The organism is Stenotrophomonas sp. TWI273 (genome assembly GCF_039674765.1).
GTDB lineage: Bacteria > Pseudomonadota > Gammaproteobacteria > Xanthomonadales > Xanthomonadaceae > Stenotrophomonas.
In genome coordinates this window covers 36,936-62,246 of the sequence record NZ_JBDJOA010000016.1, presented here as the reverse complement: position 1 = coordinate 62,246, position 25,311 = coordinate 36,936, and the positions used below count along the sequence as shown (strand labels likewise).

Genomic DNA, 25,311 nt, shown 5'->3' with positions numbered 1-25,311 from the left:
GGGCGGGCGTGGCCCCGCCTCCGCCCGCGGGGGGCACTTCCGTTCCCGGGCCGGGGCCCGCCACTACTCCCAGCGGCGGGGGCCGTCGCCCTGATCGCCGAGCGTGTCGCCGGGGTTGGTCAGGCGGCAGCGTTTCAACGAGAGGCAGCCGCAGCCGATGCAGTCGGTGAGCTGGTCGCGCAGCAGCAGCAACTGCTCGATGCGCTGGTCCAGTTCGCTGCGCCACAACGCCGACATCTTCGCCCACTCGGCCTTGGTCGGCGTCTTGTTCTCCGGCAGCGCCGCAAATGCGGTCGCGACCGCCTCCAGCGGCATCCCGACCCGTTGGGCCACACGGATCACCGCCAACCGGCGCAGCACATCGCGGGCAAAGCGGCGCTGGTTGCCGGCGGTGCGCAGGCTGCGTATCAGCCCCTTGCGCTCATAGAAATGCAACGCCGAGACGGCCACCCCGCTCCGTTTGGCGACCTCGCCTACACTCAGTTCCTGCGCGATCACTGCTTGACCTCAACCATGGTTCAGGTGGCATCCTGCGCGCCGCTGGGGGTGCACTGCAAGCCCGGCGCTCCTCCCGATGTCTGGAACCCGCATGTCCGCTGAAGTTTCCTCTCCGCCCGCCACCGTCCCGGTGGAGGACACGCCGATCCCCTCGATCCTGTCGCCGGCCTACCGGGCGACCACGATCGGCATGGTCGCGCTGGTCTCGCTGCATGGCTTCGAGGCGTTGGCCGTGGCCGCCGCGATGCCCACCGTGGCCCATGACCTGGACGGGCTGCGCCTGTACGCGCTGGCGTTCGGCGGCACCCTGGCCACCAGCGTGATCGGGATGACGCTGTCCGGGCGCTGGAGCGACCAGCAGGGCCCGGCGCGCCCGCTGTGGCTGGGCCTGGCGTGCTTCATCGCCGGCCTGCTGGTCGCCGGCTTCGCCCAGCACATGCCGGTGCTGGTGCTTGGGCGCCTGATGCAGGGGCTGGGGGCCGGCGCGATTTCCGTGGCGCTGTATGTGCTGGTCGGGCGCTCGTTCCCCGAGCCGATGCGGCCACGCGTGTTCGCCGCCTTCTCCGCCGGCTGGGTGGTGCCTTCGCTGATCGGCCCCAGCATCAGCGGCCTGATCGTGCAGCACCTGGGCTGGCGCTGGGTGTTTCTGATCGTGCCGCTGCTGGCGATTCCGGCGGCGTTGCTGCTGCGCCCCGCCCTGCGCCAGATCGGCGTGGTGGCCGCGGGCAGCACCGGCCGCAACGTCGTGCCCTGGGCCGTGGGTGCCTCCCTCGGCGCGCTGATGCTGTATATCGGCGGCCAGCAGCAGGGATGGCTCGCGCCAGCGCTGCTGGCACCGGCCCTGGCCGTGCTGGCACTGTGCAGTTGGAAGCTCCTGCCTACCGGCACGTTGACCCTGCGCCGCGGCCTGCCCAGCGTGATCGCGCTGCGTGGGATCGCGGCGTCCGCGTTTTTCGGTTGCGAAGCCTTCCTGCCCTTGCTGCTGCAGCGCGAGCGCGGCTTGACCCCGCTGTTGGCGGGCGTGGCACTGAGCCTGGGCGCGTTGGGTTGGTTTGCCGGCTCGTGGCTGCAGGGCCACCAGCAGCGCGGCTGGTCACGCCGGCAGTTGCTGCAGTCCGGCGCGCTGTTGATGTGCGTGGGCATCCTGGCCACGTCGCTGGCGATCCAGCCGGGCATGCCGCTGTGGTCGGCGATGGTGGGCTGGGTGCTGACCGGGCTGGGCATGGGACTGATCTATCCCAGCCTGTCGGTGCTCACGTTGTCGCTGTCAGCGCCGGCCCACCAGGGCGCCAACACCTCCGCCCTGCAGCTCAGCGAAGCCCTGGGCGTGGCGACCACGCTGGCCGTGTCCGGCTCGTTGTTCGCGCTGTTCCTGGAGGGCCGGGAAGCCCTGGGCTACCTGCTGACCTTCGCGATCATGCTGGTGCTGGCGATGCTCAGCGTGGCGGTGGCGCGGCGGATCTGAGCGCGGTGGCGTGGCGCGCGCATCCTCACGGATGCGTGTCGCCGACCTCTTTCAGGTCCTCTCGCAGGATGCGGCGGATCTCCAGCACGGCCTGCGGGGTCTCCTGCACGCTGTGCCCGGAGATGATCACCTTCTCCGATACCGCCCCCTCCAGATGCGCGCTCCAGTACGGCACCAGGCCATCGTCGGACTGCAGCAACGGCACCTCCGGTTTGCGCTGGGCGATGATCGAGTGGTACTTCAGCCCCGGTGTGATCGGCAGCGCGCCAGCGGCCTTCACGAACGGATCGCTGGCCTTGAGGTTGTCGATGCTGTTGGGAATCTGCAGCTTGGTGGTGCTGTTGGCCGATTCGGATTCCTGCAGGGTCAGGAACACATCCTCGAACTTGCCCAGGATGGTGATCGGCAACCGCACCAGCCGGCCGATCAGGCGCCCCAGCCGGTTGCCCGCGATGTCCGTGCCTTTGTGCGGCGCGGCGATGAAAATCACCCGCTCCACGTTCGGCTCGGCGGTGAAGTGCAGCAGCGGGCCGAGCTTGGCCTCGACGCGCTTCAGGCGCTCGCCCTTCAGATCGTAGTTGGCCAGCAGATCGTTCCACAGCACATCGCCGGAGGAGGTCACCAGCAGGCGTGCAAGCACGCCGCCCATGCTGTGGCCGATGAACACCATGTCCTTGGCGGCCGGCGTGCTGCCGGTCGGGTCGAAGTGCTTGAGCGTGTTGTTGAAGGCCTGGTTGATCTCGTAGCGGTTCAACGCGATCGGGGCGTTGGTCGGGTAGTACACCTGCCAGACCTGGAAATGCCGGCGCAGCTCGGGATCGCCCATGATCTCGTTGGCCACGTTGACCCAGGCTTCCGGGCTGCTGCCCAGGCCATGCAGCATGAAGATGATGCGGCGATTCGGGTCCCACGGCTGCATCAGGTACATGTGCGGCGCGCCGATGCCTTCGCTCAGGCCGAACAGCGTGCGCAGCGACTGCGTGGCAAAGCCGGACTGGGCCAGCCACAAGCCGTAGGCTGCGGTGAAGTTGCCCGCCAGCGGAACCTTCTCACCGTGCAGGTCCACGCTCTCGGTGGACTCGGGCGAGTACACATCAAACAGCACCTGGGTGGTATCGAGCACCTGCTGCAGATTGTCACCCTTGAAGCGCAGCAGGGCGGTGGCGTTGATCGCGGACATCTCGCTGTACTGCGGAATCTCCGCCTTCCCGCCGTCGGCCGGTGCGACCAGCTTGGGTGGGTCCATGATCACCACCAGCTCGGCGCCGAAGCCATCGCGGCGATAGGTGCTGCGCAGCCCGGCAAAACTCACCGCCGAGGCGGACACCATCCGGGTCGGGATGCTCTGCATGCGCAGCTCATCGAAATCAGAGGTCAGCGTCCAGCGCTCCCCGGCCACGGCAGCGTTGTAATCCTCGCCTTCCAGCGCGCTCTCGCGGCTGCGCTTGAACACCACCGACGCGGTCTGCTCGGCGGCGTAGTTGTAGTAATCGCGTACCTGCGTCTGGCGATCCTCGAAGGCGCGGTCTGAAGGCGTGCGCCCGCTGAAGAACAGGTACGCATACGCATACCGCGCCGCTTCCAGCCACGCATCCAGGGCGGCGTCGGACATCGGCGTCTTTTCGCGGTCCTTGGGCTTGGGGGTCAGCGCCAACGCGGTCTTCACCCACAGCTCGGACTGCGCTGAAAGGCGCTGTTCCTCGGGCAGGACATCGGTCTCTTCCAGCGTCTTCTGGCAGCTGGCCACGTCCTTTTCGCACTGCGCCACGTCCATCCCGATCACGCTCAGCGTTTCCTGCGAGGCAGCGCTGAGCTTGCCCGAGGTCAGCACGTCGCCGCGCTTGTTGGCGAGGTATTCGGTCGGGGCCACCTGCTTCATGGTGACCATCGCACAGCCACTGGACAGCAGCAGCGAGAGCACCACGGCCAGCATCGGCAAGGCGCGGTGCGGCAACAGCTTCAATGCGGAACTCATGGAACGCTTCCCTGCCCTGTCCCCGGGACGTCCCGGCGGATCACCTGTGAAAAATCATCGTTTGCATTGCTCGCCCGCGCACGGTCGGTAATCCGCCCGCGTGCCTTCAGCGTCTCGAACGGTACCCCCGGCGTGAGCACCCCCAGATCGCGCGCGTATTCGGCGAAGTAGCCCGAGGCCAGCAGCCGGTAGTCCATCGGCAGGCCCGGCGCGATCTGCTTGGCCAGTTCGTACACGATGGTCGTGCAGTTGCTGGTCAGCGTGTTGTAGAACGCCGGCGCGGCATCGAGCTTGCGGGCCTCGCCGAGGTAGGACACGAACAGCGCCTTGAGCTGCTCCTGGGTCATGCCGTGCAGGCGGTACAGATAGACATCTTCGCCCCGCGCATTGGTGCGCGTGCGCACGATGTCGGTTTCCTCCGAAGCGACCAGGGTCATCTCGAACTTGCGGAAGAACCCGCCCAGCGCGGAGAACGACTCGCCGCGCTCCTTGCGGATCTCCAGCGAGAACACCAGGTAGCGACCGTCGTCGAAGCCGAAGGAAATCAGCGTATGCGCGATCGCCGGGCCCATCCAGTAGGACATGATCAGATCGGCCGAGCGCAGCTGGTCCAGGTTGTACTCGCGGCGTACCCAGTGCGCGTCGTAGTCGGTCTCGCTGCGCCAGGTGAAATCACGCACGTTGTCGAGCACCACACGCGGGCCATCCACCTCGACCACCTTCAGCCGCTGGGCGACATCATCGGCCCAGACGCGATCCTGACGTGGGGTGAGCAGCAGCCACCAGACGCCCGAGAGCACCAGCGCCACGCCGTACAGCACGCCCGGCCAGCGCCCGGCGCGCGCACGCGCCACCCCGATCGCACCGGTGACGGCAAATAGCGCCCACAGGCCGACCAGCACATACCGCACCCAGCCCGGACCCGGCAGCTGGTAGGCCAGCAAACCGGTGATCCACAGCGCCGCCAGCAGCATCAGCAACGCCAGCCCCCATCGTCCTGCCTTCTTCACGCATCGATCCGTCGTCTATCCGGGGCGCTAGTTAGCCATAACCCCTGTGTGCGCTGCATGTCGAGCCTGTTCAGCTTCGGGCCGGCGTTCACCCCGGACCCGGCACCACATGGCGTCGCCTGCCCACCCGATCGCATACTTGGCCACCAACGGCTACCCGGGAAGCGCCCCTCATGCAGGGATTGACCACCATCGGCGGCGTGCCGATCCAGCGCCACCATCTGCTGCGCTGCCACTGCGGCGCCGTCGTCCTGCGCCTGCACCTGCCCGACGGCGTGGTCGCGCCCCGGCGTTGCGACTGCTCCATGTGCCGCCGCCGCGGCGCGATCGTGGCCTCGGTGAAACTGGCGGATCTGGAGATCGTGCAGGGCCATGACGAACTGCGGCTGTATCAGTTCAACACGCACGTCGCCCGCCACCACTTCTGCGGCGTGTGCGGCATCTACACGCACCATCAGCGACGTTCTTCACCGGAGGAATATGGCTACAACGTCGGCTGCCTGGACGGTGTCAATCCGTTCGATATCGGCGAGGTGCCGGTGAATGACGGGGTCAACCACCCCGCCGATGCCAACCGCGCTTAGCGACGGCCCAGGCCGATCTTCTGCCACGGGGCCATGCCCTTGCGCCCATGCAGCAGCGGGCGCTTGAGCGGCAGCCGGCGCGGCATCGGGATGCCCACCCCGGGCGCGGCGGTATCGTCCTGGCGCAGTGACTCGGCACGCTGGCCGACCAGCAGGGCCGCCACTTCTTCCAACCCGTTTCGCATGGTCCGAGCGACCGTCTGCAGGGGATTCATGGCGTGTCTCCAAGCGGTGTGGGGACGATCTACGCTAATGGCGCACCGGCATTGAAACCGTGAACGGAATGGGTCAACAAGATGAAATCAGGGGTCCGGAGGGCATCTCCGTTCAGTGTTTTGCCACCGGATCGGGGCGGGCCTTGCCCAGGCGCCGCACCAGCACGAAGAACAGTGGCACCAGCAGGATCGCCAGCAGCGTGCCGGAGAGCATGCCGCCGATCACGCTGACACCGATCTCGCGCCGGCTCACCGCGCCAGCGCCGGTCGCCAGGGCCAGCGGGATCACGCCAGCCACGAAGGCCAGCGAGGTCATCACGATCGGCCGCAGGCGCAGGCGCGCGCCCTTCAGTGCCGCCTCCACCGCCGAGCTGCCCGCGCGGTACTCAGCCTCGGCGAACTCCACGATCAGGATCGCGTTCTTGGCCGATAGACCGATCGTGGTCAGCAGCCCCACCTGGAAGTAGATGTCGTTGACGAAGCCCGCCGCGGTGGTGGCGATCACCGTGCCGATCACGCCCAGCGGGATCACCAGCATCACCGCCACGGGCACCGTCCAGCTCTCATAGAGCGCGGCCAGGCACAGGAAGATGAAGGCGATGGAGGCCGCGTACAGCCACAGCGTCTGGTTGCTGGACAGCTGCTCCTGGTAGGACAACCCACTCCACTGCAGCGCAAAGCCGGGCTGCTCGGCCACCAGCGTCTGCATGGTCTGCATCGCTTCGCCCGAGCTGCGCCCTTCGGCGGCACTGCCCTGGATCTGCATCGCCGGCAGACCATTGAAGCGCTGCTGCAGCTGCGGCCCGCGTGACCAGTGGCTGCTGGCGAAACTGGCGAACGAGGCCATCTGCCCGTTGCTGCCGCGCACATACCACTGGCCGATGTCGTCGGGCACGCTGCGGTAGGGCTGGTCGCCCTGCACGTACACGCGCTTGACCCGACCGCGGTCGAGGAAGTCGTTGACGTACGTGCCGCCCCACGCCGAGGACAGCGTTGAATTGATGTCGGCCTGGGCCAGGCCCAGCGCACTGGCCTGCGCCTGATCGATGTCCAGATGCAGCTCGGCCTTGTCGCCGAGGCCATTCAACCGCACCGAGGTGAGCCGGTCGTCATCGCTGGCAGCCTGCACCACCTTTGCCTGGGCGGCCTGCAGCGCCGGCCGGCCGGCGGCGCTGTTGTCCTGCAACCACAATTCGAACCCGCTGGACTGTCCCAACCCACGCACCGCCGGCGGCGCCAGCACGTTGACCTTCGCATCGGGCAGGTTGCGGAAATGCGCGTTGGCGCGGGCGATGATCGCCCCGGCGCTGTGCCTGGCATCGCGTTCGGACCACGGCTTGAGCGCCATGAACCCCTGCCCCGCGTTCTGCCCGGTGCCGGCGTTGTTGCGGCCGACCACCACGAACACCACGTCCAGGCTGTCCTTCTCGTGCTCCATGAAATAGCGACTGATCTGCTCGCCCAACGCCTCGGTGCGCGCCATCGGCGTGCCTTCCGGGGTGGAGAACTGGAACGTCACCTGGCCCTGATCCTCCACCGGCAGGAAGCCGGTCGGCATCCGTGCATACAAGGCGACCACACCCACCACCAGCAGCACGTAGAAGGCCATCCAGCGCCGCGGGTGCGCCACGATGCCGCCCAGCTTGCCGCGATAGCCGTTCTGGCTGCGCTCTACGCCGCGGTTGAACCAGGCGAAGAAGCGGCCCGGTGGCTTCTGCGCGCTCGATGGCTTGAGCAGGGTCGCGCACAACGCCGGGGTGAGCGTCAGCGCGACCAGTGCCGACAGCGCCATCGCCGAGGCGATCGTGATCGAGAACTGCCGGTAGATGATGCCGGTGGAGCCGCCGAACAAGGCCATCGGCAGGAACACCGCGCCGAGCACCACGGTGATGCCGACCAGCGCACCGGTGATCTCGCCCATCGATTTCTCGGTCGCCTCGCGCGGCGGCAGGTGCTCCTCATGGATGATGCGTTCGACGTTCTCCACCACCACGATCGCATCATCCACCAACAAGCCGATCGCCAGCACCATCGCGAACAGGGTGAGCGTGTTGATGGTGAAGCCAGCTACCGCCAGCACGCCGAACGTGCCCAGCAACACCACCGGCACGGTGATGGCCGGGATCAAGGTGGCGCGCAGGTTCTGCAGGAACAGGAACATCACCACCACGACCAGCACGATCGCCTCGATCAGGGTGTGGATGACCCCCTCGATGGAGACCCGCACGAACGGCGTGCTGTCGCGTGGGTAGGCCACTTCCAGCCCGGGCGGGAAGCTCGGGCGCAACCGCTCGATCTCGGCGCGCACCGCATCGGCGGTCTCCAGCGCGTTGGCACCGGAGGCCAGCGTCACCGAGAAGCCTGCTGCGGGATAGCCGTTGAGGAAGCTGCTGGTCTGGTAGTTTTCCGCGCCTATTTCCACCCGCGCGACATCGCTCAGGTGCACGGCCGCGCCACTGGGCAGGGTGCGCAGGATGATCGCGCGGAACTGCTCGGCGGTCTGCAGCCGCGACTGCGCGGTGACGGTGGCGTTGAGCGCCTGCGCCGGCCCGGTTGGCAACGCGCCCAGCTCACCGGCGGTGACCTGGGTGTTCTGCGCCTGGATCGCGGTGCGCACATCCGAGGGCATCAGATCGAACGCGCGCAGCTTGTGCGGGTCCAGCCAGATGCGCATCGCATAGGGCGAACCGAACACGTTGATTTCGCCCACGCCGGGAATGCGGCTGATCGGGTCCTGCACATTGCTGACCAGGAAATCGGAGACGTCCACCCGTTCCATGCGCCGGTGGGTGTCATACAGCGACACCACCATCAGCGAATCACCCTGCGATTTGGCCACGGTGACGCCCTGCTGCTGTACTTCCTGCGGCAGCCGGTTGATCGCCTGGTTGACGCTGTTCTGCACCTGCACCTGGGCAATGTCCGGGTTGGCGCGCTGGTCGAAGGTGACCGTGATCCGCGCCTGGCCCGAAGACGAACTGGTGGAGGAGAAATACAGCAGGTGGTCGATGCCCTTGATCTGCTGCTCGATCACCTGGGTTACGCTGTCTTCCACCGTCTGTGCCGAGGCACCAGTGTAGTTGGCGGTGATGTTGACCTGCGGTGGCGCGATGTCCGGGTACTGCTCCACCGGCAACTGGGTCACCGCGATGGTGCCCAGCGCCATGATGCAGATGGCCAGGACCCAGGCGAAGACCGGGCGGTGGATGAAGAAGCGCGGCAGCATCGGCGGCTCAGCCTTCGCCGGCCGGCGCGGCGGCGGGCGCCGCGGCCGGTGCGGCTTCGCCCGCGGGCTTGATCCGTACCGTGGCGCCTTCGCTCAGCCCCTGGCGGCCACTGAGCACGACCTGCTCACCAGCACGCAGACCCTCGAGCACCAGCCACTGGTCACCCACCGCGCGCGCCGTCCCGAAGGTGCGTTGATGCACGCGTCCGTCCGCGCCCACCACCCACGCCAGCGCCTCGCCCTTCGGGCTGCGGTCCACGGCGGCCTGCGGCACCAGCAGCGCCTGCTGCTGCGTACCCTGGCCGACCTGGGCGCGCACGTACATGCCGGGCAGCAGCTGGCCCTGTGGATTCGGGAACTGTGCCCGCAGGGTGATGCTGCCGGTTTCCTGGTCCACATCGATGTCGGCGAATTCCAGCGTGCCGGTCAGGGCGTAATCGGTGCCGTCGGACAGTTTGAGCTGCACCGGCGCGGTCGTCGCTTCCACGCCGCCGTCGGCGATCGCGCGGCGCAGCGCGAGATACTCGTTGCTGGACTGGGTGATATCCACGTTCATCGGATCCACCTGCTGGATGCGCGCCAGCGGCTCGGCCTGGCCGTTGGTCACCAGCGCGCCCGGGGTGAACAGCGCGCGGCCGATCCGCCCGCTGATCGGCGCGGTCACCCGCGCAAAGCCCAGGTTGGTGCGTGCGGTATCGCGCACCGCCTGCGCCGCCTGCACCGCCGCCTCGGCCTGCTGGTGGGTGGCCACCGCATCATCCACGTCCTGCTGCGCCGCCAGTTGACCGACGCCGAGCTGCTGCATGCGCTTTGCACGCAACCCCGCCGCCACCGCACTGGCCTCGGCCGTGCGCAGGTTGGCCTGCGCTTCGTTCACCGAGGCCTGGTACAGCGCCGGTTCGATCTGGAACAGCGGCTGCCCGGCTTTCACCATCTCGCCCTGCTCGAACAACCGCGCCTGCAATACCCCGGAAACCTGCGGGCGTACATCCGATTCCTGAGAGGCCACCGTGCGTCCGGGCAATTCCTGGGCCAGCGCCAGCGATTGCGCCTGCAGGGTCAGCACCGTCACCTCCGGCGCCGGTCCCTTTGCCTTGGGCGCTTCCTTGCTGCAGGCGGCCAGCCCCAACGCCACGGCCAGCCCCAGCAGCGGCAGGCGCCAAGGGCCGGACAACAGGCCGGGGGCCGGGGAGGACGGGAGCGGATCGGTCATGGGGGAGGGTATTCCAGGCGTGAACGGGGCACATGGCCCCGGGCGGCAGGGCCACTGCTCGGGGCGAATATAGGAGAAGCGGGGCGAGGATCCGGCGAAAACCGCATGAAACATTTTTCATTTGCAGTCCCTCCGGGGGGTTGCGACGATGCACCGGTCCCAATCGTCAAAGTGGCCCATGCCGCGCGTACTCACCATCGAGGACGACCTCGTCACCGCCGAGGAGATCGCCACGGAACTGCGCAGCCACGGCTTCGAGGTGGACCGGGTGGGCAATGGCGAGGACGGCCTGGCCATGGCCTGCCGCGGCGACTACGCCGTGATCACCCTGGACCGCATGCTGCCGGGCATGGATGGCCTGGCCCTGGTCACGGCCCTGCGGCGCCAGGGCATCACCACCCCGGTGCTGATGATCAGCGCCCTTTCCGATGTGGATGAGCGGGTCCGGGGCCTGCGCGCCGGCGGCGACGACTACCTGACCAAACCCTTCGCCTCGGACGAAATGGCGGCCCGCGTGGAGGTGTTGATCCGTCGCCACGGGCAGCCAGCCGTGGCGGAGAACCAGTTGCGCGCCGGTGACCTGGAGCTGGACCTGATGACCCGCACCGCCCGCCGCGCCGGCGAGGAGATCACCCTGCTGCCGACCGAGTTCAAACTGCTGGAATTCCTCGTGCGCAACGTCGGCCAGGTGGTCACCCGCACCATGTTGTTCCAGGAGGTATGGGGCTACCACTTCGATCCCGGCACCAACCTGATCGACGTCCACATCGGGCGCCTGCGCAAGCGCATCGACCAGCCCGGGCGTGCCCAGCCGATCCGCACCGTGCGTGGCACCGGCTATGTCCTGGACGACCATGTCTGATCACTGGCGTTCCTCCAGCAGCCGGCTGCTTGGGCTGTACTGCGTGCTGTTCGTGGCCTGGTCCAGCGTACTGCTGGGGGTGATGTACTGGCGCGTCTCGGACTACCTCAACGACCTCGCCGAGTCCGGCCTGCAGCAGCGCGCGCACCTGTTCGAGAAGTTCGAGGGCCCGGCGCTGGACGATGCGCTGCGCGACAGCCTGCGCTATGACCTGCACGGGGCGTATGCCTACGGCATCTTCAGCCGCAGCGGGCAGCCACTGTCCGGCCCACTCCTGGCGATTCCCGATGGCCTGAGCATCGACGGGCACGCGCAGGCGGTGGAACGCTGGTCCCTGCGTAGTGGGCCGATCAAGGCGCCCGGGCGCGCGCTCGGCGTGAAAACGCAGGATGGCCGGCTGCTGGTGTTCGTTCGCCAGAGCGGCAAGCTCTCCGCGGTCAACAGCATCATTCTCGATGCGCTGCTGTGGGGCGTCTCGTTGACCGTCCTTCCCGGCCTGGCCGGCTGGCACATCCTGCGCCGGCGCCCGCTCAAACGGATCCAGCAGATCGAGGCCGCGACCAACCGCATCATCGCCGGCGATCTCGGCCAGCGTCTGCCCGTGTCCGGCCACCCGGATGAGATCGACCGTCTCTCGAGCATCGTCAATGCCATGCTCGAACGCATCGAGCAGCTGATGACCGAGGTCAAGGGCGTGTGCGACAGCATCGCGCATGATCTGCGGACCCCGCTCACCCGCCTGCGCGCGCATCTCTACCGCACCCGTGTCGGGCTGGAAGAAGATGACCCGCGTGCCGCGCAGCTGGACAAGGCGCTGACCGAAACCGACCGGCTGATGGCGCGCTTCGGGGCGCTGCTGCGCGTCTCCGAACTGGAAAGCCACCAGCGCCGCTCGGCCTTCGTCGAACTGGATGCGGGCGAGCTGCTGCAGGAACTGCACGCGTTCTACCTGCCACTGGCCGAGGAGAAGGACCAGCAGCTGCTGCTGGAGATCACCCCGCAGGTAGGCACGCTGTGGGGCGACCGCGAACTGCTGTTCGAGGCGCTGGCCAACCTGCTCTCCAACGCGTTGCACTTCACCCCGGCGCAGGGCCGGATCGTGCTGCGCGCGGTGGATGACCACGGCGCACCGCGCATCGATGTGATCGACAACGGCCCCGGCATTCCGCCGCAGGATCGCAGCCTGATCTACCAGCGCTTCTTCCGCAGCGGTAGCGGCGGCGAGACGACCGAGGGCTTCGGGCTGGGGCTTTCGATCGTGGCCGCCATCGCCGGCCTCCATGGGTTCCGGGTCCGCGCCGGGGATGCGCCGGGCGGCGGCGCATGGCTGAGCATCCGCTGCGCGGCGGAGGGGCTTCGCTGACACCCGGCCGCCTGCACATCGCGGCGATGCGGTAGCCACTAGCATCGGCGGCGACGCTTGATTCGCTGCAAGGTGTACCCCTCGATGTCCTCATTGCCCGGCCCGCGCTTCCTCAACACCATCCTGCTTGGCGGCGACACGGCCGGGAAACTCGGTGCCGCCGCCGCGGCAGGGTTCGCACAGGTCGAGCTGTGGCGTGAGGATGTCGAGTCCTCATCCGTCGCCGAGGTGCGTGCAACCCTGACGCGCACCGGCCTGCAGCTCACCGACGTGCAGGTGCTGCTGGATTTTGATGGCGCTTCGGCGGCCACCCGCGAGGGCAAGCGTGCAGAGGCACTGTCCTTGCTTGCGCTGGCGCACGACATGGGCGCAGGCACGGTGCTGGTGCCCGCCTGCACCGCGACCGACTACGTGCCCGACCGCGTCACCGACGACCTGCGCTGGCTGTGCGCGCGTGCCGCCGAACGTGGCCTGCGCATCGCCTACGAAGGCATGGCCTGGAGCCGCCTGCATTCCACCCTGCCCTCTGCGTGGCAGCAGATCGAGCAGGTCGGCGCGCCGAACCTGGACATCGTGGTCGATGCCTTCCACCTGTTCGCCGCCGGGCGCACCGCCGACGATCTGCACGACGTGCCGGTGGAGCGCATCGCGCTGGTGCAGCTATCGGATGTGCTGACCCAGCCGTTGCCCGGCCAGGTCACCACGCAGGCGCGGCATCACCGCTGCCTGCCGGGCGATGGCCTCTGGCCGCTGGAGACGCTGATCGATGCGCTGGCCGCGATGGGTTACGGCGGGCCGATCGGGCTGGAGGTGTTCAACGATGCGCTGAAGGCCCGCGATCCACATGCGGTGGCACGTGAGGCCATGGCCGCGCTGGAGGCCGTGCTGACGTGCTGACGCTCGACGGCTGCCACCCGCGGGCCGTGTCGGGAAATCCGGCAAGCGTAGGACGTCAGGACGTGAGCGGGTGTCAGCGTGGTTCGACTGCCGACTTGGCGATCTGCGGCCACTGCCTGGCGACCGCCTCGATGTTACCGGCCACTACGGCCCGCAGATCGCGCGGATAGCGCACGCCCTCGGCCTCGCTCAGCCGCGTGGCATGGAACTGGCCGTTGCTGGCGCGCAGAATCCAGCCACCCTCGATGCAGGCGCGCGAGGCCAGGAACACGACGCCCGGCGCCACGGCCTCCGGGTGCAGCTCATCCGGCTCGCCTTCCACGCCCCACATGCGGGTCTTGGCCACGGGTGAAACCGCGTTGACCACGATCCCATGCGCGGCGCCTTCGGCAGCCAGCACATTGACGATGCCGACCGCGGCCGACTTCGCCGCCGCGTAGGCCGCCAGCCCGTGCTGCACGTACTGCGGGTACAGCGCGCGGTCGGAGGTGGTCAGCACGATGCGGCCATGCCCCTGCGCCTGCATCGCCGGCCACGCGGCCTGGGCGAGCCACAACGGCGCCTTGGCCACGACCGCCATCATGTGGTCGAAACGATCCTCGTCCACCGCATCGATCCGCTGGTACTCGACCCAGCCCGCGTTGTGCAGGATCACGTCCAGGCGGCCATGCCGCTGCAGGATATCGGCGACCCGTGCAGCGGCCGCGGAGCGGGACTGGATGTCCTGGTGGCTGGCCTCGACAGAGAGCCCCTCTGCACGCAGACGCGCAACAGCGTGATCGATCCGCTGCGGATCACGGCCGGTACCGTCCAGCGTAGCGCCCACGTCCTGCATCACCACATGCGCGCCGCGCTGGGCCAGCAACCGGCTGTAGGCGAAGCCGAGGCCGCCTGCGGCGCCGGTGACCAGGGCGACCTGCCCGGCGAAAGAAAGTGTGTCGTTGATCGTCATGCGGACAGCATCCGCCCTGGACAGCGCGGATGCCAATACCGATGACAGCTTGCTGCGATACGCAGGGCGTATCGCACACGAGATGCTTAGCGGTGCGTGGGCTCGACGATCACCGCCGTGCCGTAGCACAGCACTTCGGTCAGGCCGGTCATCACGTCGGTGGCGTCATAGCGCATCGCGATGATCGCGTTGGCGCCCAGCAGCCGCGCATGGTTGGACATGTCCCGGTAGGTCTCTTCGCGCGCCTGCTCGCACAGCTGCGTGTAGATGGTGATGTTGCCGCCGAAGATGGTCTGCAGCCCGCCGAGGAAGTTGCCCACGATGGAACGCGAACGCACGGTGATGCCACGCACCACGCCCAGGCTGCGCACCACGCGGAAGCCGGGCAGCTCCATCGCCGTGGTCACCATGGAATCGTCGAGCCGGGTTGCCGGGCCTGCGCGGCCACCGCTGTTGTAAGGATCTGCCATTGCTGCCTTATCCAGGTTGAGAGTATCGATCCGGCCAGCACGCAGGGTGCGGCTGGCGCTGGCGGAAGGATAGCGCCAAGGCAAGCAAGGAAGCGACGTCCCGTGGCGCCCGGCGGCGCCCCTATACCCCGCCGAGCCTGACCACCTGGTACACCGCGATATTCCGCTCGGCCAGCGCACGCACCACCTCGGGAATCAGCTGCATCGGCAGGTCCACTTCATAGCCGTGCGGACGGGCGTGCAGGAGCGAGGCGTCGAAGTCGAAGGCAGGATTGTCGCTGGCGCGTTGAACGAGGAACGTGGTGATCGCATCGCGGGCGATGTCCTCCGATTCCCCGACTTCGACATACACCCGGTACAGCGTGTCGCCATAATCATCGGGCGTGCCGTGCACGGAAGTCACCGTTGGATCGGTCATCGCGTCCTCCTGTGTTGGCGCAAGCGCCGGGCCAGCCGAAACCATACACCTCGGTCGGTCCACAGCGCCTGCACACAGTCGCACTTCCGGCAGCCCTCAGCGCCCCCGCGGATCGACCAGATCGCTCTTGCTACGCGCAAACACCGGCGCCCCCACGTCCAGCTCCGCATCACCCACCGGCCGACCTGCCAGGAAGTCCGTGATGCCCGCGGCGATGGCGGGATTCCCGAGCCACAGTTCGTTGTCGTGGCTGGCCCCGCGCACCCGCAATGTGCGGCTGTCGCTGAAGCCCGGCCGCAGCGCCTCGGCGTTGGCCGGCGGCGTGCGCCCATCCAGCGTGCCACTGATGAACAGCACCGGCACGTTGCTGCGCAGTGGCCCACGGAAAGCATCGCCAAGATCGACCAGCCCCAGGCCATCCCCCAGTGCCGGGAACGGGAAGTTCAGCGCATCGCCGAACAGGCTCTCGCGTGCCTGCGCCTCGGCCAGTGCGCGGCGCTGCGGAGTCTGGCCAGAGGCCACATCCATCGCCAGCGACATCGCGCCGTAGCTGCCGTACTCACTGCGCAGCAGCAGGACCATTGCCGCCAGCAGATCGTAGTCGCCGTTCTCGGCATCGCGCAGGATCAGCGGCAGCCACTGCTGGGTCATGCGGCGCCCGAGACAGGCACTGATCGCCAGCTGCGCGTCGTACTCGCCGATCATCACGGGCTTGCCGCCATGCATGACACTGCGGCCCTGGCGCGGCTGCTCGCGCAGGGCCGCCAGCACGCGCGTGGCCGAGCCGGTCAGATCATCGAAGCCCGCTCCTTTGGCCAACACGCCCAGCTCCGCCAGCAGCGCATCGGCCGACAGCGGCAGCTTCAAGGTGTCATCAGGTCCTTCCGTCCCCATCAGCACCACGCGGTCCAGACCGGCGCCGTGCAGGCGCACCGTGGCCAGCGCCAGATGCGTGCCATAGCTCATGCCCCACAGGCTGATCTTCGGCACCTTCAACGCACGCCGCAGGTCCTCCAGATCGCCGGCACTTTCCGCGGTGGTGTAGGCCCCCAGGTCCACGCCCGTCTCCCGCCAGTACGCCACGCAGCGGGCGGCAACGTCACGCAGCGCGGCGAGCGCCGCATCGTGCTGCAGCGGCTTTGCATCGTCGAACGTGTGCTCATGCGGGCACGCCGACGGCGGCTCGGACTCGCCCGCCCCGCGCTGATCGAGCAGCAGCACGTCGGCTTCGCGCCGGACCTGATCGAACACCGGCCAGCGCGGTCCGCGCCCGGTCCCGATCCCCGAGCCCCCCGGACCACCGGCCAGGTACACCACGGGCGACGCATTGCCATCGCCCCCCGTTGCCGGCAGGCGCACGACCCGCAGACGCATGCGCGGGCCGTTGGGGTCGGCATGCCGGCGCGGCACCTCCAGGTAGCCCGCCTCGGCGGCGATGGTGCCGTGCTTCTGCGTCTCGAACGCATAGGGGGCGAACTCCAGCCGCGCCGCCGCATCACGTGCCAGCACAGGTGACGCGCCGACCAGGGTCAGGCAGAGCGCTGCCCAACGCGTGACCGGCAGGCACAGGCCGGGAGCAGGAGAACGGAACAGGGACATCGGGACGTTGGACATGACGGACTCCGGGTGGGAGGTAAGGGAATCGAGCACCGAGTGACGGCGCATGCACCACGCCGTCAGCATCACCTTCCCCACGGCAGCCGAGGACGGCCCGTCCGCCGAACAGCTCCAGGCGGGGGTCCAGTGACTCCGTGCAACCGATACGATGGACGCATGCAGATCCCACGCACCCTGACCGCCCTCGTCGTCCTGCTCATCGCGGTCGCCGCGTGGCTGCTGTTGGTCGCGCCCCCACCGGGCGTGCACTACTACGAGCCACAGGAGATGGCACCCGCCACGTTGGATGCCGACGGCGCACTGCCCACCGCACCACCGACGGCACTGCAATGGCAAGCGGCCAACCAACGCGAACTGGTGAAGTGGCGCGGCCCTTACTGGCTGCGCTGGCGCTTGCCTGCGCAGCCAGCACACGGCGCGGCCGACCGTGCCCTGCGCATCTCGGTACGCGCCGCCAGCCAGCCCTTCTGGAACGGCCAGCCCTTGGCCGCCAATGGCACCGTCGGCCGCAACGCGGACGAAGAGCAGCCGGGACAGGTGGACATCATCCGTGTGCTGCCGCCCTCTTCCTCCAGTGGCACCGATACGGTGGTGCTGCTCGCCTCCAGCCATCATCAGTGGTTCAAACTGCGGGGCGCGGATGCCTTCGTTGCGGTCGGGCCGGCTGCCTCGATCTACAGCCTCAACCTTGGACCGTGGTTGATCGCCGCGCTTGCCACGGGGGCGCTGGGTGCAGCCTGCCTCTACTTCCTCGCTGCACAGCGCGGCCGTCCACGGGTACCGGGTGCGCGCCTGCTGCTCGCATTGGGTGTCGTCGGCCTGGCGTTGCCCGTCGTCGAAGCGTGGCGGCCGCTGGTCGGCTATGGCTATCCGTGGCACGGCCCGCGACTGCTCATGCTGCTTCTGCTGCACCTCGCCGCGGCGATCCTGCTGCCGGCTTACCTGGCGCGTCGTTTCGGCGTCGCGGTGCCGAAGACAGCCCGCGTCGCCTATCTCGCCACACTGCTGGCGCTGGCCGCCTTCGTGCCCAGCTTCGACGGCCGCGGTGCCGCACTCCTGCTGCTCAGCCTGCTGACCTCCGCCTACGTGCTGCTGCGCGCCCGCGGCGAGCCCGACGAGCGCTGGCCAATCCTGACCCTGGTGGTGGCCGGTGCACTCGCCGTGCCGCTGGCCGGCGGCATCTTCCTCGACGGCCCCTACTTCCTGTTCCTGGCCGTGCTGATGGGCTTCCTGCTGATCCGCCACGCCGCCCAGCTGCGTACGTTGGACCACCACAACGCGCAGCTGCGCGAAGAGCGTGCCCGCCTCTCGCTGCAGCTGTTGCAACGGGGCATCCAGCCGCATTGGCTGATGAACACCCTCACCGGCCTGCAGGAACTGATCGAACAGGCACCGATGCGCGCCAGCCGCCTGGTCGAATCGCTGGCCGAGCAGTTCGACCGCCTGCGCGAGAGCAGCACCCGCCCCAGCGTGCCGCTGGACGAAGAACTTGCGCTGTGCCGCAACCACCTGGACATCGTCGGGCTCGCGTTGGATCGCCACATCGGCTTCGAGCTCGACGGCGAGCACACGGGCCTGTGGCTGCCGCCCGGCGTGCTGCATGCGCAGGTCGAGAATGCGCTGACTCATGCAGGAGCCGTCGCGTGTGCCGAGCATCCCTTCCGCCTGCGTATCCAACGCGACGGCGACCGTTGGATGCTGGAGCTGCGCAGCGCACGCGGCACTGCCCCGCATCGCGGGCAAGGCACGGGCACCCGCTACATCGAGGCAAGCCTGGCCGCCACCTGCCCCGAGAACTGGCGCTTTGAACAAGGCCCCGATGGCAGCGACTGGTACGGCCGCATGGAGCTGACATGCGCATCCTGATCGTCGAGGACGAACTGCTGGTCCGCCAGCGGCTGCTGCGGATGTGCACCGAACTGGCTGGCAGCCGCGCGCGATTCGATGCCGTGGCCGACCTTGAGGCCGCCGGTGACCGGCTGCAGCGCAGCGTGTATGACGGCCTGCTGCTGGATTTGAATCTGGGGGGAGAGGATGGCTTCGACCTGCTGAAGCGTGTGGTGGCTGGCCGATACCACTGCGTGGTGGTCTCCGCGCATCGGGAGCGGGCGCTGCAGGCGTTTGAGCATGGGGTGCTGGATTTCGTGCCGAAGCCGTTCTCGCGCGAGCGGTTGCGGCAGGCGCTGGAGCGGTTGCTGGATGTTGGGCGGTATCGGTCCGGGGCGGCGCGTTACCTGGGCATCTGGCATGCGCAGGGGACGGCGATGGTGGAGCTCGCCAATGTGCTTTGGATTCGTGCTGATGGGGACTACAGCGAAGTACGTATGCGCGATGGGCGGAGTGAGCTGCATGACAAATCGCTGGCGACTCTTACTGCCGTGCTACCGCCGGACTTTGTGCGTTGCCATCGGTCGTATCTGGTCAATTTGACGCATGTGCGGACGTTGCATGCGGCTTCGGGGAGCCGTTACTGGTTGGTGCTGAATGATGGGGCTGAGGTGCCGGTGGGGCGGGCGTTTGTTGAGGAGGTGCGTGGGGAGCTTGGGTCGATATAAGCGCTTTCCACCCAGCCCGCTCACTTGCCGGTCATCTTCAAGGCCGCTTCCGGCAAGCGCGCACCGCTGATACTGATCCGGGCCACGTCCTCATCGATACGCGCCAGGTCGGCCACATCCAGCATCAGATCCACCGCACCCAGATTCTCATCCAGACGATGAAGCTTGGTCGTGCCGGGGATCGGCGAGATCCACGATCGCTGGGCCAGCAGCCAAGCCAGAGCCACCTGGGCAGGCGTGGCGCCCTTCTCTGCCGCCACTGCCTTCACCACTGCGACCAATGCCATGTTGGCCCGGCGTGCTTCAGCCGAGAAGCGCGGCACCGCATTACGAAAATCCGTTGCATCGAACTGCGTGTTCTCGTCGATCTTTCCAGTAAGGAACCCCGCGCCCAGCGGACTGAAGGGCACGAAGCCAATGCTCAGTTCTTCAAGCAAAGGAAGAAGCGCCTTCTCCGGTTCACGCCAGAACAGCGAGTACTCGCTCTGCACCGCCGTCAGCGGCTGCACCGCATGCGCCTTGCGGATTGTCTGCACACCCGCTTCGGACAAACCGAAATGCGCAACCTTGCCCTCTGCAATGAGCGCCTTCACCGTGTCGGCAACATCCTCGATCGGCACCGCCGGGTCAACACGATGCTGGTAAAGAAGGTCGATGCGCTCGGTGCGAAGCCGCTTCAGACTGGCCTCTACGGCAGCGCGGATGTGTGCGGGCTGACTGTTGGTACCTGTGCCGCGGGCACCCGTCACCGGGTCGATGTCGAAGCCGAACTTGGTGGCGATCACCACCTGGTCACGAACGGGCGCCAGTGCCTCGCCCACCAGTTCTTCGTTGGCAAAGGGGCCGTAGGCTTCGGCGGTGTCGAAGTGGGTGATGCCACGCTCCACCGCCGCGCGGATCAGCGCAATCATGTCCTGCTTGTCTGCGGCCGGGCCATACGCCGCGCTCATGCCCATGCAGCCCAGGCCGAGGGCGGAAACTTCAAGGCCTTGTCCAAGGGTACGGGTCTTCATGGTCGACTCCTCATCGGGCAGTGTGCGGAGTGGTCAACCAGGCGTTGACGCTCTCCATGGTTTTACGTTCCTGGTCGGCCTGCATCACGAATGCATCCAGGATGCGGGCGTTGGGTGCGTGGCTGGCGACCACGCGCAGGCTGCTGCCCACGCCGAAGCCGCCGTGGGTGATGAACGGCACGATCGTCTTGCCCCTCATGTCGTGCTGCGACAACAACGATCGAATGATCGGCGGCGCGGTCTCGCCCCAGATGGGGAAGCCCAGGTAGACGGTGTCATAGCGATCCATGCCGGCGATGCGGGTGCGCAGTGCCGGCTCTACCCCATCGTCGCGCTCCTGCCGCGCCTGGGCCACCGTTTCCAGGTAGTCCGCCGGGTAGTCCACGGCAGGCTGTATCTCGAACAGGTCGCTGGGCATGCTGCGATGAATGAGGCCGGCAACGACCCGGGTGTTGCCCGAGCGTGAGAAGCAGGCAACCAGTGTCCGTGCGTCTGATCGACCCGCGGCCGCGCCCTCCTGCGGCTCCGCAGCGGAGCATCCCAGCGGCAGCGACGCGAGCGCCGCAACGACTGCCCGGCGACCATGGTTGGGGGTTGGAATCGTCATGGCGCCAATCTACGCCCCCCAAACACATTCTTGCAGAGGCATAATCGGATATCGCTTATATCCGGTGCGCATCAATGAGCGTAGACAATTACGACCAGTTGGCCATGTTCGTCCTGGTGGCGCGGGAGCGCAGCTTTACCCGGGCTGCCGCCCAGCTGGGCATGTCCCAGCCGGCCCTGAGCCGATCGATGCGTCAGCTGGAAGAGCGCCTGGGTGTGCGCCTGCTTGCCCGGACCACGCGCAGTGTTTCGCCCACCGAAGCCGGAGAGCAACTGCTGCGGGTGATTTCACCGCGCTTCGAGGAAATCGACACGGAGCTCGCCCAGCTCAACGCTTACCGCGACAAGCCCGCCGGTCGCCTGCGCATCACGGCGGGTGAGCATGCCGCGCTCACCGTGATGCAGCCGGTACTGGGCAAACTGCTGCCGGCCAATCCCGACCTGAACATCGAGGTGATCGTCGACTACGGACTGACCGACATCGTGGCCGAGGGCTTCGACGCCGGTATCCGCATGGGTGAACAGGTGGCCAAGGATATGATCGCCGTGCGCGTGGGGCCGGACCTGCGCATGGCAGTGGTCGCATCGCCTGCCTATTTCCAGCACCATCCGAAGCCGAAATCACCGCACGACCTCACCCAGCACAACTGCATCACCATCCGCCTCCCGACCCACGGTGGCATTTTCGCGTGGGAGTTCGAGAAGAAGGGACAGGAGCTGAAAGTACGGGTGGAAGGCCAACTGGTATTCAACAACATCGCCCTGCGCCTGGGTGCCGCGCTGGAGGGGCTGGGACTGGCCTACATGCCCGAGGATCTGGTGCGCGCCCATGTGCAGGCGGGCACCCTGGTTCACGTCCTGCAGGACTGGTGCCCCTCCTTCCCCGGCTACCACCTGTACTACCCCAGTCGCAGGCAGTCGTCACCGGCGTTCACCGTGCTGCGTGATGCGTTGCGCTATCGGGATTGAGCGCTAACGCAGAGGCGCCTCCACGCCGCTGTAGGCCTGCACCGCTGGCGGAAGACGCTCGCCCTGCACTGCCACCGCGGCAACTGAAGCGTTGAGCTCCCGCAGCTCCTCTGCGCTGAAGACCACCTCGCCTGCGCCAACGTTGTCCAGCAGATGTGCCATCTGCGTGGTACCGGGAATCGGCACGATCCAAGGCTGCTGCGCCATCAGCCAGGCCAGTGCAATCCGCGCAGGCGTGGCCTGCTTTCGCTCGGCCCAGTCCCTGAGCAGGCGCACCAAGGCCAGATTATGTTCGATGTTCGGCGGCGTGAAGCGCGTTTCGATGCCGCGAATGTCGCCCTCGGCAAACCGTGTCCTGGCGTCGATCGCACCGGTCAGGAAGCCTACGCCCAGTGGGCTCCATGGCACGAATCCGATGCCCAGCTCGGCGCACGAAGCAAGCACCTCCTGTTCCGGTCCGCGCCAGAGCATCGAGTACTCGCTCTGCACAGCGGTCACCGGCAGTGCAGCGTGCGCGCGGCGAAGCGTCTTCAGCCCCATCTCGCACAGGCCCCAATGCAGCACCTTGCCCTCGGTCATCAGGTCCTGGATCGCACCGGCCACGTCTTCGATCGGCACCTGCGGGTCCACGCGATGCTGGTACAGCAGGTCGATGCGGTCGGTACGTAGCCGCGTGAGCATGCCCTCCACCGCCCGCTTGATATGTGCGGGCCTGCTGATCAGGCCCGGGCCACGCGCACCGGTTTCCAGGTCGATGTTCCAGCCGAACTTGGTGGCGATCACCACGTCGTTGCGGAATGAGGCAACGCCTTCTCCCAGGATTCGTTCCACTTCATGCGGGCCATAGGCCTCGGCCGCATCGTAGAACGTCATCCCCCGATCGAACGCGGCACGGATGATGCGGTGCATCTCGGTGCGCGAGGGGATGGTGGTCTGGTAGGTGCGGCTCATGTTCTGCACGCCCAGCCCGATGCTGGAAACCTGCAGCGTTCCGAGCGTGCGGCGGCCGTCCATTTTCTGCGCGGCAGCTGCGGGGGAGGCGTTTGCCGTGGACGTGGCCAGCGCGCCGGCCAGCGGCAGCGCCGCCAGCGTAGCGGCGCCCTTCAGAAGGGAGCGGCGTTGGGCATTGGTGGGTAGGGTGTTCATTGGGGTCTCCATGTGGGGCGCTGTCAGGGCCCGGGTGCCGGGGTCTGTTCCAGTGCCTGCACTGCGCGAGCGGATGCGGCTGCGTAGCCGCTGTGGGCCAGCAGTTGGGCCAGGTGCTGCAACTGTGCGCGGCTGAGGCCCACGCGCTGGCTGGCCGCCATGTGCGAGCGCAACTGCGCCTCCACGCCGGGCATCACTGCCAGCGCGCCAACCGTGGCCAGTTCACGGCTCTGCCAGTCCAGGTTGTCGCGCTCGAAGATGTCGCCGAACAGGTGCGTCTGCAGGTACTGGTTGATGATCGGGGCGAAGTCCATGAGCGGCCCGGTCACCGGGGCGCCGGAGATCCGGGTCTGGTTGGCGGTGCCCACCGCGCGCAGCGCGTCGCCCACGGGAACGTTCCTGGTGGGCGGCTGCCCGGGTGCAGTGGCGACGCCCTGCGCTTGACGTACGCGCACCACCTCCATCAGCTCGCCCAAGGCATTGAGGCTCTTCGGGAAACCCGCATAGGCATACAGCTGCACGAGCACTTCCTTGGTCTCACTCAGCGTCAGCCCTGCATCCAGTCCCCGGCGCAACGCGGCAGTGAGCTGCGGCATGTCGCTGCTGGCGGCGGCGGCCGCAATCAGCGGGATCGCCTGCTGCCTGGGCGAAAGCTGCCCGGCAACGGGAGCGACGATGCCTGCTGATGCCTCGCGATACTGGTCATCACTGACCTTCTCCAGCCACGCCACCGACTTGCCGTCTGCTACCCCGGTCACGGCAAGGTGGGTCATTGCGCTGTGGGGCGCGGCGCCGTGCCAATGCTTGACCCCGGCAGGACACACCACCACATCCCCGGCGTGTATCTGCTGCACCGGCTTACCCCATTCCTGGGTCAGCCCAACGCCGGAGGTAACCACCAGTCGCTGACCGGAGGGGTGCGTGTGCCAGGCCGAGCGCGCACCCGGTTCGAAGCTGACGTATGCGGAAGAGACGTGCACCTGCTCGTCCGCCGGGAACAGCGGATCTACCCGCACCTTGCCGACGAAGGTCGCTGCCGGACCGGCAACGGACGACTGCGTTCCCGCTCGGGTGATCTGCTGCGTAGGTGTTTCGACGGCGCCAGCGAATGGTGCCGCCACGCTCAATGCCGCGCCAAGCAGCGCCGTCTGCGCGGTTGATTTACGAGGCGCGCTCATGGCGCAAGCGTCCGGCCGTAGAACGTGGTCAGCGAGGCGACGGCGGCGTCCACGTATTTCGGCACCCAGTAGGTTTCGATATGCGTAGCGCCGTCCAGCAGCACCAGTTGTTTGTCGGCGGTACCGGTCGCCTTGGCGAAAGCGTCCTGGGTCATGTACAGGCTGTCAGCCTTGCTACCGGCAATCATCAGCAGCGGCTGGTTGATGAGCTCGATCTGGTCGGTGGCGTCCCAACGCATCAGGTCCAGCAGGCTGCTGGTCGCATAGCGGAAGGTGGAGTTGGGATGGGCGTGCGTTTTCCAGTAGTACGCATAACCTTGCCGATACAGATCGAAGGGAAGCGTGGCGATCTGCGCGTCGGTGAGGTTGGCGTCGCCGGAGTACAGCACTTCGCCGCCGGCGGCTTCCTGTGCTCGCGCATTGGAAGCCTGCTGCAGGCGCTGCTGGATCGTGTCCAGCTGCGAGTCGGCATAGCCGTTACGGCGCACCCGGCCGGAGTTGAACATGCTGATCGTGGCTACGGCCATGAACCGCTTGTCGGTCTGCGCGGCCGCCAACGAATAGCCGCCGCCGCCACAGATGCCCAGCAGACCCAGGCGCGTAGTGTCGACCCAGGGGAATCGACTGATGAAGTCCGCCATGCCGTGGATGTCTTCGATGCGGTGTGAAGGCATGTCCACGCTGCGCGGCTGGCCGCCACTCGCGCCCTGATAGGCCGCATCGGCGGTAATGGCGATGTAGCCCTGCTCGGCCAAACGCTGCGCGTACAGGCCGGCCACCTGCTCCTTGACCCCACCATTGGGGTGGGCAACCACGATGGTCGGGTATTTCCGTGCGGCATCGAAGTTGGCCGGCGTGTAGAAGTTTGCCGCGATCTCGATTCCATTCAGCGGATAGGACACCGAGTGGACGTTGACCTCGCTGGGCACATTCCGTGTGATCGCACCTTCGTAGGCCAATTTGAAGGGGTTGAGCTTGTAGTCGGCGGCGGACGTGTTGCCTGCCGCCAAGCCAAGGGACATCGCCAACAGCGTGGCGTGCACGATGTGCTTCATTCAACTGCTCCCAGTGTGGACGTT

Annotated in this window: 23 protein-coding genes; 8 read left to right on the top strand and 15 right to left on the bottom strand. The window is 67.4% G+C overall.

Going from position 1 to position 25,311, the window contains the following annotated elements; all coding sequences use genetic code 11:
* Positions 1 to 63: 63 nt before the first annotated feature.
* The gene (soxR, locus tag ABE571_RS16260) at positions 64 to 498 is read right to left on the bottom strand and encodes a redox-sensitive transcriptional activator SoxR (protein WP_176990998.1); all 435 of its coding nucleotides are present in this window, start codon (positions 496 to 498) and stop codon (positions 64 to 66) included.
* A 91-nt stretch (positions 499 to 589) separates the two neighbouring features.
* On the opposite strand from soxR, the gene ABE571_RS16255 reads away from it, so the two are divergent.
* On the top strand, positions 590 to 1,963 hold the full coding sequence (locus ABE571_RS16255) for an MFS transporter (RefSeq protein WP_346463555.1): 1,374 nt from the start codon (positions 590 to 592) through the stop codon (positions 1,961 to 1,963).
* A gap of 25 nt (positions 1,964 to 1,988) precedes the next feature.
* Here ABE571_RS16255 and ABE571_RS16250 read toward each other — a convergent pair whose 3' ends face one another.
* Positions 1,989 to 3,896, bottom strand: a complete 1,908-nt coding sequence (locus ABE571_RS16250; protein ID WP_313212146.1) for an alpha/beta hydrolase — start codon at positions 3,894 to 3,896, stop codon at positions 1,989 to 1,991.
* A gap of 38 nt (positions 3,897 to 3,934) precedes the next feature.
* Positions 3,935 to 4,912, bottom strand: a complete 978-nt coding sequence (locus ABE571_RS16245) for a DUF4105 domain-containing protein (protein WP_346481959.1) — start codon at positions 4,910 to 4,912, stop codon at positions 3,935 to 3,937.
* A gap of 209 nt (positions 4,913 to 5,121) precedes the next feature.
* Here ABE571_RS16245 and ABE571_RS16240 point away from each other — a divergent pair, with 209 nt between their 5' ends.
* Positions 5,122 to 5,532 carry a GFA family protein gene (locus ABE571_RS16240; protein ID WP_313212130.1) on the top strand — a complete coding sequence of 137 codons (411 nt, stop codon included), beginning with the start codon at positions 5,122 to 5,124 and terminating at the stop codon, positions 5,530 to 5,532.
* On the opposite strand, the gene ABE571_RS16235 is transcribed toward ABE571_RS16240, so the two are convergent.
* The 3 genes from ABE571_RS16235 to ABE571_RS16225 all read right to left on the bottom strand — a co-directional run bounded on the left by ABE571_RS16235 (position 5,529) and on the right by ABE571_RS16225 (position 10,186).
* Positions 5,529 to 5,747, bottom strand: coding sequence for a hypothetical protein (locus ABE571_RS16235; RefSeq protein ID WP_346494144.1), 219 nt, complete (start codon positions 5,745 to 5,747; stop codon positions 5,529 to 5,531). The genes ABE571_RS16240 and ABE571_RS16235 overlap by 4 nt on opposite strands.
* 112 nt (positions 5,748 to 5,859) lie before the next feature.
* Positions 5,860 to 8,973: an efflux RND transporter permease subunit gene (locus ABE571_RS16230; protein WP_346494142.1), complete on the bottom strand. Its 3,114-nt coding sequence runs from the start codon at positions 8,971 to 8,973 to the stop codon at positions 5,860 to 5,862.
* Between the two features lie 7 nt (positions 8,974 to 8,980).
* Positions 8,981 to 10,186: an efflux RND transporter periplasmic adaptor subunit gene (locus ABE571_RS16225; RefSeq protein WP_346494140.1), complete on the bottom strand. Its 1,206-nt coding sequence runs from the start codon at positions 10,184 to 10,186 to the stop codon at positions 8,981 to 8,983.
* 178 nt (positions 10,187 to 10,364) lie between these two features.
* On the opposite strand from ABE571_RS16225, the gene ABE571_RS16220 reads away from it, so the two are divergent.
* The 3 genes from ABE571_RS16220 (at position 10,365) to ABE571_RS16210 (ending at position 13,308) form a co-directional block, all read left to right on the top strand.
* Positions 10,365 to 11,048, top strand: a complete 684-nt coding sequence (locus tag ABE571_RS16220; protein ID WP_313212127.1) for a response regulator transcription factor — start codon at positions 10,365 to 10,367, stop codon at positions 11,046 to 11,048.
* Positions 11,041 to 12,411: an ATP-binding protein gene (locus tag ABE571_RS16215; protein ID WP_346494138.1), complete on the top strand. Its 1,371-nt coding sequence runs from the start codon at positions 11,041 to 11,043 to the stop codon at positions 12,409 to 12,411. Before ABE571_RS16220 ends, ABE571_RS16215 begins: the two co-directional genes overlap by 8 nt.
* A gap of 84 nt (positions 12,412 to 12,495) precedes the next feature.
* Entirely contained in the window at positions 12,496 to 13,308 is an 813-nt protein-coding gene (locus ABE571_RS16210) for a sugar phosphate isomerase/epimerase family protein (RefSeq protein ID WP_346494136.1), read from the top strand.
* A gap of 73 nt (positions 13,309 to 13,381) precedes the next feature.
* Here the strand turns inward: ABE571_RS16210 and ABE571_RS16205 are convergent, their stop codons facing one another.
* From ABE571_RS16205 to ABE571_RS16190, 4 genes are all read right to left on the bottom strand, one after another.
* Positions 13,382 to 14,260: an SDR family NAD(P)-dependent oxidoreductase gene (locus ABE571_RS16205; RefSeq protein WP_346494134.1), complete on the bottom strand. Its 879-nt coding sequence runs from the start codon at positions 14,258 to 14,260 to the stop codon at positions 13,382 to 13,384.
* Between the two features lie 86 nt (positions 14,261 to 14,346).
* Positions 14,347 to 14,730: a YbjQ family protein gene (locus ABE571_RS16200; protein ID WP_313212122.1), complete on the bottom strand. Its 384-nt coding sequence runs from the start codon at positions 14,728 to 14,730 to the stop codon at positions 14,347 to 14,349.
* A gap of 121 nt (positions 14,731 to 14,851) precedes the next feature.
* Positions 14,852 to 15,148, bottom strand: coding sequence for a hypothetical protein (locus tag ABE571_RS16195; protein WP_313212121.1), 297 nt, complete (start codon positions 15,146 to 15,148; stop codon positions 14,852 to 14,854).
* Positions 15,149 to 15,244: 96 nt separating this feature from the next.
* Positions 15,245 to 16,762 (bottom strand): alpha/beta fold hydrolase, encoded by a 1,518-nt coding sequence (locus tag ABE571_RS16190; protein WP_346494132.1) that lies wholly within the window; start codon positions 16,760 to 16,762, stop codon positions 15,245 to 15,247.
* Between the two features lie 159 nt (positions 16,763 to 16,921).
* On the opposite strand from ABE571_RS16190, the gene ABE571_RS16185 reads away from it, so the two are divergent.
* On the top strand, positions 16,922 to 18,631 hold the full coding sequence (locus tag ABE571_RS16185; RefSeq protein WP_346494130.1) for a histidine kinase: 1,710 nt from the start codon (positions 16,922 to 16,924) through the stop codon (positions 18,629 to 18,631).
* Positions 18,619 to 19,320, top strand: coding sequence for a LytTR family DNA-binding domain-containing protein (locus ABE571_RS16180; protein WP_346494128.1), 702 nt, complete (start codon positions 18,619 to 18,621; stop codon positions 19,318 to 19,320). The genes ABE571_RS16185 and ABE571_RS16180 overlap by 13 nt, the downstream gene beginning before the upstream one ends.
* 20 nt (positions 19,321 to 19,340) lie before the next feature.
* Here ABE571_RS16180 and ABE571_RS16175 read toward each other — a convergent pair whose 3' ends face one another.
* On the bottom strand, positions 19,341 to 20,333 hold the full coding sequence (locus ABE571_RS16175; RefSeq protein ID WP_346494126.1) for an aldo/keto reductase: 993 nt from the start codon (positions 20,331 to 20,333) through the stop codon (positions 19,341 to 19,343).
* Positions 20,334 to 20,343: 10 nt separating this feature from the next.
* Entirely contained in the window at positions 20,344 to 20,940 is a 597-nt protein-coding gene (locus ABE571_RS16170) for a flavodoxin (RefSeq protein ID WP_346494124.1), read from the bottom strand.
* Positions 20,941 to 21,014: 74 nt separating this feature from the next.
* Here ABE571_RS16170 and ABE571_RS16165 point away from each other — a divergent pair, with 74 nt between their 5' ends.
* A complete protein-coding gene (locus ABE571_RS16165) occupies positions 21,015 to 21,908 on the top strand; it encodes a LysR family transcriptional regulator (RefSeq protein WP_346494122.1) in 894 nt (297 codons plus the stop codon).
* Positions 21,909 to 21,911: 3 nt separating this feature from the next.
* Here ABE571_RS16165 and ABE571_RS16160 read toward each other — a convergent pair whose 3' ends face one another.
* The 3 genes from ABE571_RS16160 to ABE571_RS16150 are packed head-to-tail and all read right to left on the bottom strand — an operon-like array spanning position 21,912 to position 25,287.
* Positions 21,912 to 23,054 (bottom strand): aldo/keto reductase, encoded by a 1,143-nt coding sequence (locus ABE571_RS16160; protein WP_346494119.1) that lies wholly within the window; start codon positions 23,052 to 23,054, stop codon positions 21,912 to 21,914.
* A 23-nt stretch (positions 23,055 to 23,077) separates the two neighbouring features.
* Complete coding sequence (locus ABE571_RS16155; protein WP_346494117.1) at positions 23,078 to 24,232, bottom strand: carboxymuconolactone decarboxylase family protein; 1,155 nt, start codon at positions 24,230 to 24,232, stop codon at positions 23,078 to 23,080.
* Positions 24,229 to 25,287 (bottom strand): alpha/beta hydrolase, encoded by a 1,059-nt coding sequence (locus tag ABE571_RS16150; RefSeq protein WP_346494115.1) that lies wholly within the window; start codon positions 25,285 to 25,287, stop codon positions 24,229 to 24,231. Before ABE571_RS16150 ends, ABE571_RS16155 begins: the two co-directional genes overlap by 4 nt.
* Positions 25,288 to 25,311 lie beyond the last annotated feature (24 nt).

Coding starts and splice junctions, on each gene's coding strand:
- ABE571_RS16255 (WP_346463555.1), top strand. CDS start 590: ATGTCCGCTGAAGTTTCCTCTCCGCCCGCCACCGTCCCGGTGGAGGAC.
- ABE571_RS16250 (WP_313212146.1), bottom strand. CDS start 3,896: ATGCTGGCCGTGGTGCTCTCGCTGCTGCTGTCCAGTGGCTGTGCGATG.
- ABE571_RS16245 (WP_346481959.1), bottom strand. CDS start 4,912: ATGCTGCTGGCGGCGCTGTGGATCACCGGTTTGCTGGCCTACCAGCTG.
- ABE571_RS16240 (WP_313212130.1), top strand. CDS start 5,122: ATGCAGGGATTGACCACCATCGGCGGCGTGCCGATCCAGCGCCACCAT.
- ABE571_RS16235 (WP_346494144.1), bottom strand. CDS start 5,747: ATGAATCCCCTGCAGACGGTCGCTCGGACCATGCGAAACGGGTTGGAA.
- ABE571_RS16230 (WP_346494142.1), bottom strand. CDS start 8,973: ATGCTGCCGCGCTTCTTCATCCACCGCCCGGTCTTCGCCTGGGTCCTG.
- ABE571_RS16225 (WP_346494140.1), bottom strand. CDS start 10,186: ATGACCGATCCGCTCCCGTCCTCCCCGGCCCCCGGCCTGTTGTCCGGC.
- ABE571_RS16220 (WP_313212127.1), top strand. CDS start 10,365: ATGCCGCGCGTACTCACCATCGAGGACGACCTCGTCACCGCCGAGGAG.
- ABE571_RS16215 (WP_346494138.1), top strand. CDS start 11,041: ATGTCTGATCACTGGCGTTCCTCCAGCAGCCGGCTGCTTGGGCTGTAC.
- ABE571_RS16210 (WP_346494136.1), top strand. CDS start 12,496: ATGTCCTCATTGCCCGGCCCGCGCTTCCTCAACACCATCCTGCTTGGC.
- ABE571_RS16205 (WP_346494134.1), bottom strand. CDS start 14,260: ATGACGATCAACGACACACTTTCTTTCGCCGGGCAGGTCGCCCTGGTC.
- ABE571_RS16200 (WP_313212122.1), bottom strand. CDS start 14,730: ATGGCAGATCCTTACAACAGCGGTGGCCGCGCAGGCCCGGCAACCCGG.
- ABE571_RS16195 (WP_313212121.1), bottom strand. CDS start 15,148: ATGACCGATCCAACGGTGACTTCCGTGCACGGCACGCCCGATGATTAT.
- ABE571_RS16190 (WP_346494132.1), bottom strand. CDS start 16,762: ATGTCCAACGTCCCGATGTCCCTGTTCCGTTCTCCTGCTCCCGGCCTG.
- ABE571_RS16185 (WP_346494130.1), top strand. CDS start 16,922: ATGCAGATCCCACGCACCCTGACCGCCCTCGTCGTCCTGCTCATCGCG.
- ABE571_RS16180 (WP_346494128.1), top strand. CDS start 18,619: ATGCGCATCCTGATCGTCGAGGACGAACTGCTGGTCCGCCAGCGGCTG.
- ABE571_RS16175 (WP_346494126.1), bottom strand. CDS start 20,333: ATGAAGACCCGTACCCTTGGACAAGGCCTTGAAGTTTCCGCCCTCGGC.
- ABE571_RS16170 (WP_346494124.1), bottom strand. CDS start 20,940: ATGACGATTCCAACCCCCAACCATGGTCGCCGGGCAGTCGTTGCGGCG.
- ABE571_RS16165 (WP_346494122.1), top strand. CDS start 21,015: ATGAGCGTAGACAATTACGACCAGTTGGCCATGTTCGTCCTGGTGGCG.
- ABE571_RS16160 (WP_346494119.1), bottom strand. CDS start 23,054: ATGAACACCCTACCCACCAATGCCCAACGCCGCTCCCTTCTGAAGGGC.
- ABE571_RS16155 (WP_346494117.1), bottom strand. CDS start 24,232: ATGAGCGCGCCTCGTAAATCAACCGCGCAGACGGCGCTGCTTGGCGCG.
- ABE571_RS16150 (WP_346494115.1), bottom strand. CDS start 25,287: ATGAAGCACATCGTGCACGCCACGCTGTTGGCGATGTCCCTTGGCTTG.